Here is a 14,949-nt window from a genome sequence, read left to right as displayed (position 1 = left end):
GTGGTTTAGCGGCCGGTGCCGCCGTAGACGACGGCCTCGACCTCGTCGGCATCGAGGTCGAACGCCGTGTGGGTCGCCTGCACCGCCCGGTCGACGTCGTCCTGGTCGACGATGACCGAGATCCGGATCTCCGAGGTCGAGATCATGCCGATGTTGACGCCGGCCTCGGCGAGCGCCGTGAAGAACTTCGCCGAGATGCCGGGGTGCGAGCGCATGCCGGCGCCGATGAGCGAGATCTTGCCGATCTTCTCGTCGTAGAGCAGCGACTCGAAGCCGACCCGGTCCTTGAGCGAGGCGAGCGTCGTCATCGCGGTCTGGCCGTCGGAGTGGGGCAGGGTGAAGGAGATGTCGGTGAGGTTGGTGGCCGCAGCCGACACGTTCTGCACGATCATGTCGATGTTGATCTGGGCGTCCGCCAGCGCGTTGAAGATCGCCGCTGCCTCGCCGACCTTGTCGGGGACGCCGACGACCGTGATCTTGGCCTCGCTGCGGTCGTGGGCGACGCCGGCGATGATCGGTGCTTCCATGGTGGCCTCACTTTGGTCACTGTCTGGGTCGTTGATGCTGCCCGAAACAACCGTGCCCTCGAGGGTGCTGAACGACGACCGGACGTGGATCGGGATGTTGTGGCGCCGGGCGTACTCGACCGAGCGCAGGTGGAGGACCTTCGCGCCGGACGCGGCGAGCTCGAGCATCTCCTCGTAGGTGACCTTGTCGAGCTTGCGCGCCGTCGGGACGATCCGCGGGTCGGCGGTGAAGACGCCGTCGACGTCGGTGTAGATCTCGCAGACGTCGGCCTCGAGGGCGGCGGCGAGCGCCACCGCCGTGGTGTCCGTGCCGCCGCGACCGAGGGTGGTGATCTCCTTGGTCTGCTGGCTGACGCCCTGGAAGCCGGCCACGATCACGATGTGGCCCTCCGCGATCGCGCTGCGGATCCGGCCCGGCGTGACGTCGAGGATCTTCGCCTTGCCGTGGACGTCGTCGGTGATGACGCCGGCCTGGGAGCCGGTGAACGAGCGCGCGGTCAGGCCGAGGTCCGAGATCGCCATCGCGACCAGCGCCATCGAGATCCGCTCACCCGCGGTGAGCAGCATGTCGAGCTCGCGCGCCGGCGGCAGCGGGCTCACCTCGGCGGCGAGGTCGAGCAGCTCGTCGGTGCTGTCGCCCATCGCGGAGACCGCGACGACGACGTCGTTGCCGGCCTTCTTGGCGTCGGTGATCCGACGCGCCACGCGCTTGATGGCGTCGGCGTCCGACAGCGACGAGCCGCCGTACTTCTGCACGACAATGCCCACTGGGGCTCACTCCTGATCGACGGGGGACGATGCCCGTCGATCCTAACGGCGGAGGCCGCTAGGACCCGCTTCGGTCCAAGGCTGCCTCGGCGGCCTCGATCTGGTCGAGCTCAGACTCGTTGTCGACGTCGAGCCGGTCGTGGGCGACGACGGACAGCAGCGCCTTCATCGCGGCTCCGGCGAGCGATCCCCACGACGAGACATAGGAGAACTGCCACCACCAGAGGGCCTCCTCGACGTCGCCGGCGCGGTAGTGGCGCATGCCGTGCTCGAGGTCGCTGGCGATGCTCGCGAGATCGTCGGAGAGCTGGCTCTCGACGACCTCGGGCTGGTAGGGGTCGAAGACGTAGCTCATCGTGTCGACGTTGCCGAGGAGCTCGGCGAGCCGCATCCGGAGGTCGTCGAGGTCGGCGTCGGGCCCGACGTCGGGCTGGTACTCGTCGCGCGGCGCGAAGTCGCGCTGCACCCCCAGCCGCGCACCGGTCAGCGCGATCTCGCTGATCTGGAGCAGCAGCAGCGAGATCGCCTGCCCCGGTGTGGCCTGGAAGGCGATCACGCGCAACGACTCGAGGAACGAGCCGACGGAGGCAGCGATCTGGTCGGCGAACCGCACGGTCTCGCTCTCGACCGCGAGCAAGGCCTCGAGGGCCGCCTGGCCCGGAAGCTGATCGGTCACGTTGCCGCCTGCCTTCCTGCAAAAGCTCGTCCGAGAGTGACCTCGTCGGCGTACTCGAGGTCCCCGCCTACCGGGAGTCCACTCGCCAACCGCGTCACGCGCAACCCCAAGGGTCCCAGCATCCGGGTGAGGTACGTCGCTGTGGCCTCCCCCTCCAGGTTCGGATCGGTGGCCAGGATCACCTCGGTGACCGCGCCGTCGCCCAGCCGGGTGAGCAGCTCCTTGATGTGCAGCTGCTCGGGGCCGATGCCGTCGATCGGCGAGATCGCGCCGCCGAGGACGTGGTAGCGACCCCGGAACTCGCGGGTCCGCTCGATCGCCACGACGTCCTTGTACTCCTCCACGACGCAGATCACGCTCTGGTCCCGGCGCGGGTCACGGCAGATCCGGCACTGGTCGTCCTCGGACACGTTGAAGCAGGTCGCGCAGAACTTGACCCGCGCCTTGACCTCGACCAGGACGTCCGCCAGCCGCTTCACGTCGGCCGGGTCGGCCTGGAGCAGGTGGAACGCGATCCGCTGGGCGCTCTTCGGGCCGACGCCCGGCAGCCTGCCGAGCTCGTCGATGAGGTCCTGGACCACGCCCTCGTACACGGCGAGGCCCTAGAAGCCGAGCGGGCCGGGACCCGCCCCGCCTTCGCCGCCGGGCATGCCCGGCAGTCCTCCGGCGAGCGGCCCGAGGGTCTGCTCCGCGAGGGCGTCGGCCTTCGCACGGGCGTCGCGGTAGGCCGCGACGACGAGGTCGCCGATCTCCTCGAGGTTGTCCGCGAGCTGCCCGGGATCGTCGACAGCGGCCGGGCTGATCGTCACCCCGGTCAGCTCGCCGGTGCCGCTGACGGTGACCTTGACGGCTCCGCCGGCCACCGAGCCCTCGACCGTCGCGTCCGCGAGCCGGGCCTGGGCCTCCTGGAGGTCTTCCTGCATCTGCTGCGCCTGCTGGAGGAGCGCCCCGAGGTCGAGGCCTCCTCCGCCGAGCGCGTCGAACGGGTTCTGAGTCATGGCCGGCTTGCCTTCCGTGTCGTCACTGGTGGCGGATCTCCTCGATCACCTGGGCACCGAGCTCCCGGGCGAGCAGCTCGGCGCCTGCCTCGGCGTCGACGTCGGCGTCGTCCCGGTCGACGGCCGCGTCCGGGTCGTGCGCCTCCGCAGCCTCGGCCTGGATGTCCGCCATCCGCGGCCGGCGCGGGGCGACCGGCTCGGGCTCGGGCGGCAGGACGGTCTCGGTCGGCTCCGGGGGGGCCGGGGCGTACGGCGCCGCTGGCTCCGGTGGCGGCGGCGGGGCATCCCCGCCGCTCACGGCGCCGGGGTCGAGGATCGTCTCGATCCGCCACTCCGCGCCCACGATCTCCCGGATGGCCTCCTGCAGCACCTCGACGCTCCCGCTCTCGAAGCTGCCGCGCGCGCCGGCGTTGTTGAACCCCAGGGTCAGCGTCGTGCCGTCGAACCCGACGACCTGGGAGTTCTGGGTGAGGTGGATCCAGGTGACCCGGCGCTTGCGCTGGGTCGCTGCGATGACGTCGGGCCACAGACGGCGGACGTCGACCAGCGACAGGGCGCCGGGCGCGGCAGCGGGTGCAGGGGGCTCGGGCGCCGCCGGTGCCGCCGCCTGCGGCTCCGGGGGTACGGCGGCCGTGGGCCGCTCCGGCTCGGGCGTCCGCTCGGGCTCCGGCGCGGTCTCGGGCTCCGGCGCGGTCTCGGGCTCCGGCTCGGGCGCCCGCTGCTCGGGAACCGGAGGAGCCGGGGCCGACGCGGCCTCCGGTGTGGGGGCTGCGGCCGGCGCGGGGGCGGGCGCGGCGCTCTCCGCCGGCATCGCTGCGATCGACATCCGCCGCTCGAGCCGGTCGAGGCGGGCGAGCACGCCCTCGGTGCCGTGGTCGGCGGAGGGCAGCAGCACCCGCGCGCAGATGAGCTCCAGGAGGAGCCGGGGCGCGGTCGCGCCTCGCATCTCGGTGAGCCCGGCGGCGACCAGGTCGGCAGCCCGGGTCAGGTCGGCGCGACCGAACCGCGCGGCCTGGGCGACCAGCCGCTCGCCCTGGTCGTGGGACACGTCGATGAGGCCGGTGGCCGGCGCGTCGGGCACCGCCGACACGATGACCAGGTCGCGGAGCCGCCGGAGCAGGTCCTCGGTGAAGCGACGAGGGTCCTGTCCGGTCTCGATCACCTTGTCGACCACGCCGAACACCGACGCTCCGTCGGCGGCGGCGAACGCGTCGACGACGTCGTCGAGCAGGGTGTCGGGCGTGTAGCCGAGCAGCCCGCTGGCCAGGTCGTAGGTGACCCCGGCCGGCCCCGCTCCCCCGAGCAGCTGGTCGAGCACCGAGAGGGTGTCGCGCGCGGACCCGGCGCCGGCCCGCACCACCAGCGGCAGCGCGGCGGGCTCGATCGTCACTCCCTCCTTATCGCAGAGCTCGGAGAGGTACGACGACAGCAGGCGCGGCGGGATCAGCCGGAACGGGTAGTGGTGGGTGCGCGACCGGATGGTCGGGATCACCTTGTCCGGCTCGGTCGTGGCGAAGATGAAGCGCAGGTGGGGCGGCGGCTCCTCGACCAGCTTGAGCAGGGCGTTGAAGCCCTGCGTGGTCACCATGTGCGCCTCGTCGATGATGTAGACCTTGTAGCGGCTCCTCACCGGAGCGAAGAAGGCCTTCTCGCGCAGGTCGCGGGCGTCGTCGACCCCGCCGTGGGACGCCGCGTCGATCTCGATCACGTCGATCGACCCGGGCCCGTTGCGGGCGAGGTCACGGCAGCTGTCGCACTCGCCGCACGGGTCGGCGACCGGCGCCTGCTCGCAGTTGAGGGCACGCGCCAGGATCCGGGCGCTCGTCGTCTTGCCGCAGCCCCGGGGACCCGAGAACAGGTAGGCGTGGTTGACCCGGTTGCCGGCGAGCGCGGCGCGGAGCGGCTCGGTCACGTGCTCCTGCCCGATGACCTCGGCGAAGGTCTCGGGCCGGTAGCGGCGGTAGAGCGCCAGCGGGGAATCCACGCTTGAACCCTAGACGGCCCTACCGACGGCCAACACCCGAGTGGCGAGTTCGTCCCGAGGTGGTCGCACCCACCAAGCAAAAGGCCCCCCATGCACCCGACAGAGCTCACTTACCCTTGCTGTCTTCCGACCCTGGGGGAGTTGGGCGAGATGCCGCCGCACGGGGGGTTGTCACCACTCTAGAGGATGGTGGCCCGGGCGATTTCATCGGCCGCTCGGCCGACCGGTAGCCTCCTCCGTTGGAGGTATCGCCTAGTGGCCTATGGCGCTCGCTTGGAAAGCGGGTTGGGTTAACGCCCTCGGGGGTTCGAATCCCCCTACCTCCGCCACCCGGACGGCGCTGACCAGACCTCAGCGCCGTTCGCCGTTTCGGATCGGGGAGCAACCTGCGCCCGCCGTACGGCGTCTTTACGGGTGGAGATCAGCGTTCCGCACCCCGAGGGACCGCGGTTCGATTACCGTCACAACACGTACAGGGCAGACAGTTAGCATGCTTGCTGCCCGGCGGGTCGCCCTCCCGCGGCCCGTGACCCGGAACTTGGGGGAAGTCAGTTCATGCGCCGAGCCGCCGCCGTCATGGCGATCCTGTTGCCGTTCACCCTGCTGACCGTCCCTGCGATGGCCTACGAGCCCGGTGGGGGCGCGACCTTCAACGTCCCGAACCCGTGGGGCTCCGAGGCCGAGAACAACCGGATCGTCAACAAGGTCGAGGACGCCATCCGGCACGTCCGGCCGACCGCGCGGGACCCGCGGCCCATCATCTTGGTGACGGGTTACCTGTTCGACCGCCCGGCCAGCGCGGACGCGATCATCGCCGCCTGTCGGCGCGGCGTCTCGGTCCGGGTGATCATCGATCGCGCCGTCGTGTCGAAGCCGTTCCGCCGCATCGTCACCGCGCTCAACGCCGACAACGTCCCCGACCGCAACCGGGACGGCATCCCCGACCGCGACCCCCGCGCCGGACGCTGCAACCGGTCCCTCCCGGCCGACAACGGCGGCCTCCGCACGGGCGCCACCGGCATCCCGCTGATGACCAGCACCCAGGTCAGGACCAGCCTCCGCGAGCCCACCGGCAACAACGTCACGTGGGGCAAGGACGCCAGCTACGTCCTCAAGTGCGACGGCAGCTGCCGCGGCGGCGACGAGGCCAACATGCACTCCAAGATCTACGCCATGTCGAACAGCGGCACGGCCAACAACGTCGTCATGGTGTCCTCGTCCAACCTCAACTCCGGCGGCACCAACTCAGGCTGGAACGACCTCGTCACGATGAAGAACCGGCCCAAGACCTTCGCGTTCATGGTGCGCATCCACCGCCTGATGACCGCCCAGAAGCGCGCCGGACGCAAGCTCGTCGAGTTCAAGGACGGCCCCTACACCACGCGGATCTTCCCGATGATCGGCGTCGGCAAGAGGCGCGACCCCCTGATGCAGGACCTGCGCAAGATCCGCTGCTCCAGCGCGCTCGGTCCCACCTCCCTCCACATCCAGCAGTTCTGGTGGAACGGCCACCGCGGCAACTACATCTGGGACAAGATCCGCAACCTCGCCCGCGACGGCTGCAAGGTGAAGATCATCTTCGGCGCCGTGGACAGCGGCCTGCTGTCGAGGATGAAGGACGCCCGGCGGGCCGGCCTGATCGAGCTCTGGGACAGCCGGGTCGACACGGACGGCGACGGCTGCGTCAACACCCGCACCCACATGAAGGCGGTCGCGGTCCGCGGCACCTACGGGACCAACCGGCGCTACCACGGCGTCTGGACCGGCACCGCCAACTGGGCCACCGGCTCGCTCACCAGGGGTGACGAGAACACCCTGAACGTCCGCAGCGGCACCCTCTGGCGGAAGTACGTCTCGTACTGGAACACCGTCCAGAACCACTCCACGCTCGACCGGAGCTACACCCCCGGAGTGGGCTGCCAGGACGACTAGGCGCGCGCTCCTAGGTAGCCGGCGGCCAGCACCCCGCCGGCGACCGCCAGCGCGACCAGGACGCCGGCGACGACGGCCCGCAGCACACCGGGCGGGTCGGCGTACGCCGAGCCGCTGAGGAGTGCCGCCACCAGTCGCCGGCGATGGAACGCCTCGGCGGCGAGCAGCTCCTTGTTGGTCGCCACGTCAGGACCCCGCGACGACAGCGAGCCCGTCGGTCGCGACCAGCAGCTGGGGAGCGAGGGCGACCACGGCGAGCGTCTCGAGCACGTCGAGCGCGCGGGCCCGCAGCGGTGTCGGCGTGGCGGGCAGTCGAGAGACCGCACAAGTCGCGCAGCCCCCGACCACGAGCGCGGCGGCGACCGTGGAGCGGTCGTCCGGGTGGCGGACGACGACGGTGGCGACCGCTGCCGCCAGCACAGCCAGCCCGCCGGTCACGTCGGCGAGCGCCGGGACGAACGCGTGATGGCGGCGGGCGCGGAGCAGCAGCACCCCGCAGCAGGTGGCGACCAGCGCGGTGCCCGGCGCGTCGGTCGCGACCAGCGGCGCCAGCAGGGTGGCGAGGCCGCCGACGACGGCGGAGCCGGCGACCAGCACCCGGCCCGAGCGCCGCACCATCGCGCCGACGAGGCCGGGGTCGACGGAGGTTCCGTCGGCCCGGGCGACGCCCGCCGCGACCGCGAGCGCCGGCAGCGCGTTGCCCGCGAGGACGACCAGCACCAACGCGACCGCGGCGACCAGGCCCGGATCCCATCCGGCCCCGGGGACACGGGGCGCCGCCCCGGCCGCCACGACCCCCACCCCGAGCGCCAGTCCGAGCGCCGAGGCAGCCAGGCCGGCGGTGAGCGTCGTACGGCGGGTGTCGGCCGGCTGCCACCCGCGCTGCTGCCGGACGGCATCGGCGGTGGCGTCGACGAGGTCGTCGTAGGGCGCCGGCGGCGGACTGTCGGCCACCGCCGCGACCGCGAGCAGGGCGCCGTCGTCGACGCCCTGCTCGCGGAGCCCCTGGTCGGCCCGGAGCCTCCGACCCCCGACCTGCACCTGGTAGCCCGCGTAGGCGGCCGCGGGATCGAGCAGGCCGACCGCCCGGGCGAGGTCGGGCACCAGCTCGGCCAGCGCCACCCCGCCCGGGACGGCCAGGTCGCTGCGCCGACGCCCGGCGGCGGCGGTGACCCGCAGCAGTCGGTCGGACACGGACCCGCCGGTCAGTAGCCGAAGCGCGCAGCGCCCCGCCGGTCGACGGCCTGGTACTCCGCGTTGGACTCGTAGACCGTCCGGTGGCTCTCGTCGAGCAGGTCGCGCATCTCGCGGATCGCCCGGTCCCAGGTCGCCTTGGCCTGGAGGTAGGCCTCCTGGGCGTGGCCCGCCCACTCGCTGCGCAGCGGCTCGAGCTCGGACTCGAGCCGGTTCATCCGGTCGTCGATGTCCTTCACCGTCTGGTGCATGTCGGCCGCGGCCTGGTCGAGCGCGCCGTGCTGGACGCGCAGTCCGTCGAGGTTGGTGCCCATCTCGTGTCTCCTTGCTGGTCAGCCGAGCCGGCCGCGGAGCTGGGTGTAGCTCGCGCCGATCTCGTCGTCGGTGGCGGTGTTGTCCTGCTCGGTCGAGGTCAGCGACCCGGCGAAGTCGTCGAGGGCGCTGACGATCGTCCGCTGCTTCTCGGTCCAGGCCTGGTGGAGGATGAAGAACGCCTGGGCGCCCCGCCCGCCCCACCGGCCCTGGACGGCCGCGATCTGGCCGTCGAGGCGCGCGCTGTAGGTGGTGAAGTCGGTCCTCGCGTCGGTCACGAGGCCGGCGGCGCGGCTGAGGGTGCCGTCCCCCTGGCCGAACTCGTCGGGCTGAGCCATGGTGGTGCTCCTTCTGGTCGGGCGGCACCGGGTGGTGCCGACGAGCCCGGTGTGCCCGTGCGGTCCGCACGGCGAAACCGGCGTCCGGGGTTGTCCACAGGCGGCGTCGATGCCGGTTCCGCGGTGCTCCGCACCGGGGTTGACTCGGCCGCATGACGCCACGTCCCGAGCCGCCGACCGGCCGGATCGTCCTCGACGAGCCGCCCCGCCTGCCGACGTCCGACGGCGCCGGCGGCGTGGCGATGAGCGCCCTCCCGATGCTCGGCAGTCTCGGCTCGGTGGTGCTGGTCGCGTCCCTGGGCGGCGGCAGCTCGGAGGTCCGGGTGGTCGCCGCCGGGCTCTTCCTGCTGACGACCGTCGCCTACCTCGGCATCCAGCTGGACCGTCAGCGCGGCCAGCGCCACCGCCAGGTGACGACCGCGCGACGGGCCTACCTGCGGCACCTCGCCGGCGTGCGCGCGACGGTCCACGAGGCGGCAGCGGCCCAGCGCCACGCACTCTGCTGGCTCCATCCCGACCCGGCCGCGCTGCCGGCCCTCGCCGCCGACGGCTCGCGGGTGGGGGAGCGGGCGCCGGACGATCCCGCCTTCCTCCAGGTGCGGTACGGCGTCTGCAGCCAGCCGCTCTCCGTCGAGCTGTCGGATCCGGCCGGCATGGCGGCGGACGACGCCGACCCTGCGGCTGTGTCGGCCGTACGACGCCTGCTCGAGACCCATCGGAGACAGCCCGACCTGCCCGCGGCGGTCGACCTCCGCAGGTTCCACCGGGTCGCGCTGACGGGCGGGCCGGCGGCCGGCCGCGGCCTGGCGCGCGCCCTCGTCTGCTCGGTCGCCGCGCTGCACTCCCCCGAGCACCTCGTGGTCGCGGTGCTGGCCGACGACGACACCGTCGCCGAGTGGGAGTGGGTGAAGTGGCTCCCGCACGCCTGGAGCGCCGACCGGACCGACGCGGTCGGGCCGGTCCGCCTGATCAGCACGCGCGCGACCGAGCTGGCGGAGCTGCTGCCGGGGACGACCGGCGGGCCCCACGTCCTGCTCGTCCTCGACGGGCCCGCGTCCGCCCACCTGCTGGTGCCACCGGAGGGCAGGCGCGGCCTGACCGTCCTCGAGCTCGCCGCACCCGACGAGCCGCCGACGTCCGGGGTGCTGCGGTTCGAGCTGGCTGGGGACGGCCGGGGCCTCGAGCACGGCGTGCCGGCGCGCGCCGTACGCCTCCGTGCGGAGCCGGTCGCCGCCCGCGCCGACCACTGTGACACCGCGACCGCCGAGGCGCTGGCGCGGCGTCTGAGCGCCCGGCACGCCCCGCAGGGGTCGTCGCCCAAGACGCCGTCCGGGCCGGCCGACCTTCCCACCCTGCTGGGCTGGAGCGGCCTGGGCGGCACCGGCGCCTACGACCCCGCCCGCGCCTGGCGACCCCGGCCCGCGCGGGACCGCCTCCGGGTGCCGATCGGCGTCGGGGACGACGGCGTCGTCCACCTCGACCTCAAGGAGTCGGCACAGCAGGGCATGGGCCCGCACGGCCTGGTCGTCGGCGCGACCGGCAGCGGCAAGTCCGAGCTCCTCCGGACCCTCGTGCTCGGCCTGGCGATGACCCACCCGCCCGACCGGCTCAACCTCGTGCTCGTCGACTTCAAGGGCGGCGCCACGTTCGCAGGAATGGCCGACCTGCCGCACGTGGCGGCGGTGATCACCAACCTGGCCGGCGACCTCACCCTCGTCGACCGGATGCACGACGCGCTGGCGGGCGAGATGGTCCGCCGCCAGGAGCTGCTGCGCAGTGCCGGAAACCTCGCCTCGGTGCGGGACCACGAGGCGGCGCGCGAGCGCGGCGCGGACCTCGCGCCGCTGCCGTCGCTCCTGGTCGTGGTCGACGAGTTCTCGGAGCTGCTGGCGGCGAAGCCGGAGCTGACCGAGCTGTTCGTCGCGGTCGGACGGCTCGGCCGCTCGCTCGGCCTGCACCTGCTCCTCGCGTCGCAGCGCCTGGAGGAGGGACGCCTTCGCGGCCTCGACTCCCACCTCTCCTACCGGGTCGGCCTGCGGACCTTCAGCGCCCAGGAGTCCCGCACCGTGCTCGGCGTCCCCGACGCCTACGCGCTGCCGCCGGTGCCCGGCCTCGGCTACCTCCGGCCGGACCCGGCCACGCTCACCCGGTTCCAGGCGGCGTACGTCTCCGGGCCCGTCGCCGCGACCGTACGCCGGGGCCGCCGCCGAGCCCCGCTGGTGCTGCCGTTCGTCGCCCGTCCGGTGTCCGCGACCGAGCCGCGACCCGAGCCTCCGCCCCCCACCGGGCTCGTCGACGGGAGCGACTCGGTCCTCGACCTCGCCGTGCGTGCGATGCGCGGCCACGGACCGGCGGCGCACCGGATCTGGCTGCCTCCGCTCGACCGGCCCGACCCGCTCGAGCGGTTGCTGCCGGCCGCTCCCGGCCCGCTGCAGCTGCCCGTCGGCACCCTCGACCGGCCGCGCGAGCAACGGCGCGACCCGCTGGTGCTCGACCTCCGCGGGGCCGGTGGTCACGTCGCCGTGGTCGGCGGGCCGCGCAGCGGGAAGAGCACGCTGCTCCGCACGATCATCAGCGCCGCCGCCCTCGTCAGCAGCCCGCGCGAGGCGCAGTGGTACGTCCTCGACCTGGGCGGCGCTCTCGCTCCCCTCGCCGACGTGCCGCACGTGGCCGGCCTCGCCGGGCGGACCGAGGGCGACGTCGTACGCCGGATCGTGGCGGAGGTGCAGGACATCGCGGACCGGCGCGAGGCCGGCCAGCCCGACGACGGGCGCGGCGAGATCTTCCTCTGCGTCGACGGCTGGGGCACCCTGCGCGCGGAGTACGACGAGCTCGAGCCGGCCCTCCAGCAGCTGGCGCAGCGCGGGCTCGGCCTCGGCATCCACCTGGTCGTGTCGGCCGCCCGCTGGTCGGACTTCCGCGCAGCCCTGCGCGACCAGCTCGGCACCCGGCTGGAGCTGCGCCTCGGCGACCCCATCGACTCGGAGGTGGACCGGAAGGTCGCGGCGAGCGTGCCCAAGGACCGCCCCGGCCGCGGCCTCGTGCCCGGGCCGCTCCACTTCCTCGCCGCGGAGCCGCCCGGCGTCGAGGACCTCGTCGCCTCCGTGACGGCGGCCTGGGCGGGCACGAGGGCGCCACGACTGCGACTGCTGCCGGAGCGCATCCCCCTCGACGTCGTACGCCGCGAGGCCGGTGCCGACGCTCCCGGGCTCCTGCTCGGCGTCGACGAGGCGCGCCTGGCGCCGGTCGCGCTCGATCCCAGCGACGAGCCGCACCTGCTGGTGTTCGGCGCCGGCCGGTCCGGCAAGAGCACCCTGCTGCGCACCTACCTGCACGAGGTCGTCCGCACCCGCACGCCGGGGCAGGCGCAGGTGGTGGTCGTGGACTACCGCCGGTCACTGCTCGGCGAGGTGCCCGAGGACCACCTGCTGCACTACCTGACCTCCGCCGACCAGGCGCGCCCGGCGCTGGAGGAGCTGGCGGCCTACCTCCGCTCCCGGCTGCCCGGTCCCGACGTCACCCCGGACCAGCTGCGGCGCCGCTCGTGGTGGAGCGGCGCGGAGGTGTTCGTGGTCGTCGACGACTACGACCTGGTCGCGACGCCGCAGGCGTCACCGGTCGCCGCCCTCCAGCCGCTGCTCGCCCAGGCCGGCGACGTCGGCCTGCGGGTCGTGGTCGCGCGGCGCAGCGGCGGTGCCGCCCGCGCGCTCTTCGAGCCGGTCATCCAGTCGCTTCGGGACCTCGCGATACCGGGCGTGCTGCTCAGCGGGAGCCGCGAGGAGGGACCGCTGGTCGGCTCGGTGCGGCCGCGGCCGGCGGTGCCCGGGCGCGCCCAGCTGGTCACCCGGGAGGGCGGCACCCAGGTCCTGCAGGTCGCCTGGTCGTCATCGTCAGCGTGACCTACAGGTCACTCCCGGCCGGACGACTCGGCGCCGCCACCAGCGCCCCGACCGCGGTCGTGATCGGGACCGCCAGCACCAGCCCGATCGACGTCACCAGGGTGCGCACGATCTCCTCGGCGAGGTGCTCGGTCGACCGGAGGTCCAGGATGGAGCGGTCGTAGATGCTCAGCAGCATCAGGACGAGAAGTGCCGTGCCGACGTAGGCGAAGACGATGGTGTAGATCGTCGACGCGATGTGGTCGCGGCCGATCCGCATCGCGCCGGCGTACACCTCCCACCGCGACGCCTCCGGGGACGCCGCGCGGAGCTCCCAGACCGCCGAGGCCTGGGTGATCGTCACGTCGTTGAGGACGCCCAGCCCGGCGATCACGAGGGCACAGCCCAGCAGGGACGGGAAGTCGAGGCCGCCGCCGTACGCGCGGAGCAGACCGCCGGTGTCGTCGGAGATGCCGGTCAGCCGGGCGCCGGACACCGCGATCACGCCGAGGACACCGGTGATGACGATCCCGACGAGGGTGCCGGCGAGCGCCGTGCTCGTCCGCAACGAGAGCCCGTGGGTCATGTAGAGCACCACGAACATGATCGCGGACGCGCCGGTGAGCGCGACGCCGACGCCGGACGCGCCCTCGAGCAGCGCCGGCAGCAGGAACCACCAGACGACCGTGGCCCCGAACGCCAGGCCGATCACGGCGAACAGCCCGCGCCAGCGGGCGATCGCGAGGACGACCACGAGGAAGAGCACCAGCAGCCAGAGCAGCGTGCTGTCGCGGTCGGTGGCGAAGTAGGAGTACGTCGGCTCGTCGCCGTCGGCGCCCGGGACCTTCTGCAGCTCGACGCTGTCGCCGGGCGCGATGCCGGCGGAGAAGACCTCGGGCGGGGCCATGACGTCGACCGTCCGGTCCTCGACCCGGACCGTGAGCAGGCCGCAGCCCTCGGGTGGTGCCTCCTGCAGCGGGCAGGGCTCGCCCACCTCCCGCACCTCGCCGCTGGGGAAGGTCACGCCCTCGGCGGCGAACTGTGCGGACTCGACCTCCGAGGCGTCGCCCGACGGCCACCACCCGATCAGCCCGGCGACGGTGGCGACCGCGGCGAGCCCCAGGCTCACGAGGAGCGCCGTCCGCGCCGGGCCGGCGACCTCCACCTCCTCGTCGACTCCGGACGATGCGCGGTGGGGGTGTCCGTGTGCCATGGGACCTCAGTATAGTTTTGAGAATCATTCTCAACTACAGCCGGAGGCAACACATGCGGACTCCCGTGGTCCTGCTGACCGGGGTCGACCCCGACGCGATGGCCGCAACGATGATCGGGCTCCAGTTCGGGATGCCCGGCGCGGTCGCCGTCCACCACCGCATCGATGTCGAGCAGCAGCTGCTGATCCGCACGGTGAGCGACCTGACCGGCGTGGTCGAGAAGCACGAGGTCCCGCTGGAGCACGCGTGCGTCACCTGCGCGATCCGCGAGGACATCCTGCCCACGCTCGAGCGCCTGGCGCGGACCGGCCGCTGGCAGAGCATCGTCACGCACCTGCCGGTGGGCGCTCCGGCGGGCGGCATCTGCTGGATCGTCGCCCGGGAGACCCGGATCGCGCGGGTGCTGCGGATCTCCGCGGTGGTCGCGGCCCTCGGCACCCACCACCCGGTGCGGGACCTGCTCGGCGACGACCTGCTGGTCGAGCGCGGGCTGCACAGCTCGCAGGACGACCGCCGGGGCGTGGGCGAGGTGCTCGGCGCCATGGTCGAGCATGCCGACGCTGTCGTTCTCGACGGCCCCGCGGACCCGGTCGCCGTGGGTCTCGTGCGCACGATCGCCAGGCCCGACGCCGTGCTCGCACACGGCGCGAGCGAGGTCGACTCCGCCGCGCTGGTGGGCCGGCTGCACGACCACTCCCGCACCGAGGCCTGGACGGCGCCGACCCGCACTGACCCGCTGCCCCGGACCGGCGCCGAGGGAGTCTGGCAGCTCGACCTCCGCTCGCCTCTGCCGTTCCACCCGGGCCGCCTGCTCGACTCGCTGGAGGTGCTCGGCACCGGCCACCACCGCTCGCGCGGGTGCTTCTGGCTGCCCACCCGGCCCGGGCGGGTCGTCGCCTGGGACGGCGCCGGCGGCCAGCTCAGCATCGGTGACCACGGCCCGTGGGGCAGCACCCCGCCGTTCACCCGGATCGTGCTCACCGGCGTGGGTGTTGCGCCCGAGGAGGCGCGGCGTGCCTTCGCCGCGATGCTCGCGCGTGCCGAGGACGTGCGGAGCGGGGACCTGAGCGAGGACGGGTTCGAGCCGTGGCTCGGGCCGATCCGGGACGCTGCCTAGCAAACTAGAAC

At 73.4% G+C, this 14,949-nt stretch carries 13 protein-coding genes, 1 tRNA gene and 1 other RNA gene; 4 read left to right on the top strand and 11 right to left on the bottom strand.

The window, feature by feature from the left end; translation table 11 throughout:
* Positions 1-5: 5 nt before the first annotated feature.
* From F0U47_RS04750 to ffs, 6 genes are all read right to left on the bottom strand, one after another.
* Complete coding sequence (locus F0U47_RS04750) at positions 6-1,295, bottom strand: aspartate kinase (protein ID WP_149749194.1); 1,290 nt, start codon at positions 1,293-1,295, stop codon at positions 6-8.
* A gap of 58 nt (positions 1,296-1,353) precedes the next feature.
* A complete protein-coding gene (locus tag F0U47_RS04745; RefSeq protein ID WP_246159449.1) occupies positions 1,354-1,971 on the bottom strand; it encodes a DUF5063 domain-containing protein in 618 nt (205 codons plus the stop codon).
* Positions 1,968-2,564: a recombination mediator RecR gene (gene recR, locus F0U47_RS04740; RefSeq protein WP_149749193.1), complete on the bottom strand. Its 597-nt coding sequence runs from the start codon at positions 2,562-2,564 to the stop codon at positions 1,968-1,970. The genes F0U47_RS04745 and recR overlap by 4 nt, the downstream gene beginning before the upstream one ends.
* Before the next feature lie 9 nt (positions 2,565-2,573).
* Positions 2,574-2,969 (bottom strand): YbaB/EbfC family nucleoid-associated protein, encoded by a 396-nt coding sequence (locus tag F0U47_RS04735; protein WP_149749192.1) that lies wholly within the window; start codon positions 2,967-2,969, stop codon positions 2,574-2,576.
* Between the two features lie 22 nt (positions 2,970-2,991).
* On the bottom strand, positions 2,992-4,953 hold the full coding sequence (locus F0U47_RS04730; RefSeq protein ID WP_149749191.1) for a DNA polymerase III subunit gamma and tau: 1,962 nt from the start codon (positions 4,951-4,953) through the stop codon (positions 2,992-2,994).
* Between the two features lie 79 nt (positions 4,954-5,032).
* Positions 5,033-5,123: signal recognition particle sRNA small type (gene ffs, locus F0U47_RS04725), an RNA gene on the bottom strand.
* 71 nt (positions 5,124-5,194) lie between these two features.
* On the opposite strand from ffs, the gene F0U47_RS04720 reads away from it, so the two are divergent.
* Both F0U47_RS04720 and F0U47_RS04715 read left to right on the top strand, forming a co-directional pair.
* Positions 5,195-5,282: transfer RNA gene (locus F0U47_RS04720), tRNA-Ser, on the top strand.
* 226 nt (positions 5,283-5,508) lie between these two features.
* A complete protein-coding gene (locus tag F0U47_RS04715; protein WP_149749190.1) occupies positions 5,509-6,885 on the top strand; it encodes a phospholipase D-like domain-containing protein in 1,377 nt (458 codons plus the stop codon).
* On the opposite strand, the gene F0U47_RS04710 is transcribed toward F0U47_RS04715, so the two are convergent.
* From F0U47_RS04710 to F0U47_RS04695, 4 genes are read right to left on the bottom strand one after another with little or no spacing between them, the layout of a single operon-like run.
* Positions 6,882-7,070, bottom strand: a complete 189-nt coding sequence (locus tag F0U47_RS04710) for a hypothetical protein (RefSeq protein WP_149749189.1) — start codon at positions 7,068-7,070, stop codon at positions 6,882-6,884. The two genes, F0U47_RS04715 and F0U47_RS04710, sit on opposite strands and share 4 nt — an antisense overlap.
* Position 7,071: 1 nt before the next feature.
* Complete coding sequence (locus tag F0U47_RS04705) at positions 7,072-8,079, bottom strand: EsaB/YukD family protein (RefSeq protein ID WP_188111170.1); 1,008 nt, start codon at positions 8,077-8,079, stop codon at positions 7,072-7,074.
* 11 nt (positions 8,080-8,090) lie between these two features.
* The gene (locus F0U47_RS04700; protein WP_149749187.1) at positions 8,091-8,393 is read right to left on the bottom strand and encodes a WXG100 family type VII secretion target; all 303 of its coding nucleotides are present in this window, start codon (positions 8,391-8,393) and stop codon (positions 8,091-8,093) included.
* An 18-nt stretch (positions 8,394-8,411) separates the two neighbouring features.
* Positions 8,412-8,729, bottom strand: a complete 318-nt coding sequence (locus F0U47_RS04695) for a WXG100 family type VII secretion target (protein WP_149749186.1) — start codon at positions 8,727-8,729, stop codon at positions 8,412-8,414.
* 152 nt (positions 8,730-8,881) lie between these two features.
* Here F0U47_RS04695 and eccCa point away from each other — a divergent pair, with 152 nt between their 5' ends.
* A complete protein-coding gene (eccCa, locus tag F0U47_RS04690; RefSeq protein WP_149749185.1) occupies positions 8,882-12,628 on the top strand; it encodes a type VII secretion protein EccCa in 3,747 nt (1,248 codons plus the stop codon).
* Position 12,629: 1 nt separating this feature from the next.
* On the opposite strand, the gene F0U47_RS04685 is transcribed toward eccCa, so the two are convergent.
* Positions 12,630-13,820 carry a YibE/F family protein gene (locus F0U47_RS04685; RefSeq protein ID WP_149749184.1) on the bottom strand — a complete coding sequence of 397 codons (1,191 nt, stop codon included), beginning with the start codon at positions 13,818-13,820 and terminating at the stop codon, positions 12,630-12,632.
* Positions 13,821-13,873: 53 nt separating this feature from the next.
* On the opposite strand from F0U47_RS04685, the gene F0U47_RS04680 reads away from it, so the two are divergent.
* On the top strand, positions 13,874-14,938 hold the full coding sequence (locus F0U47_RS04680; protein ID WP_149749183.1) for a GTP-binding protein: 1,065 nt from the start codon (positions 13,874-13,876) through the stop codon (positions 14,936-14,938).
* The last annotated feature ends 11 nt before the right edge of the window (positions 14,939-14,949 follow it).

This window comes from Nocardioides antri, from assembly GCF_008373765.1.
In the GTDB taxonomy this organism is placed as follows: domain Bacteria; phylum Actinomycetota; class Actinomycetes; order Propionibacteriales; family Nocardioidaceae; genus Nocardioides; species Nocardioides antri.
Note: the sequence above shows the minus strand (reverse complement) of the source record. Positions and strands in the feature narration are given on the sequence as shown.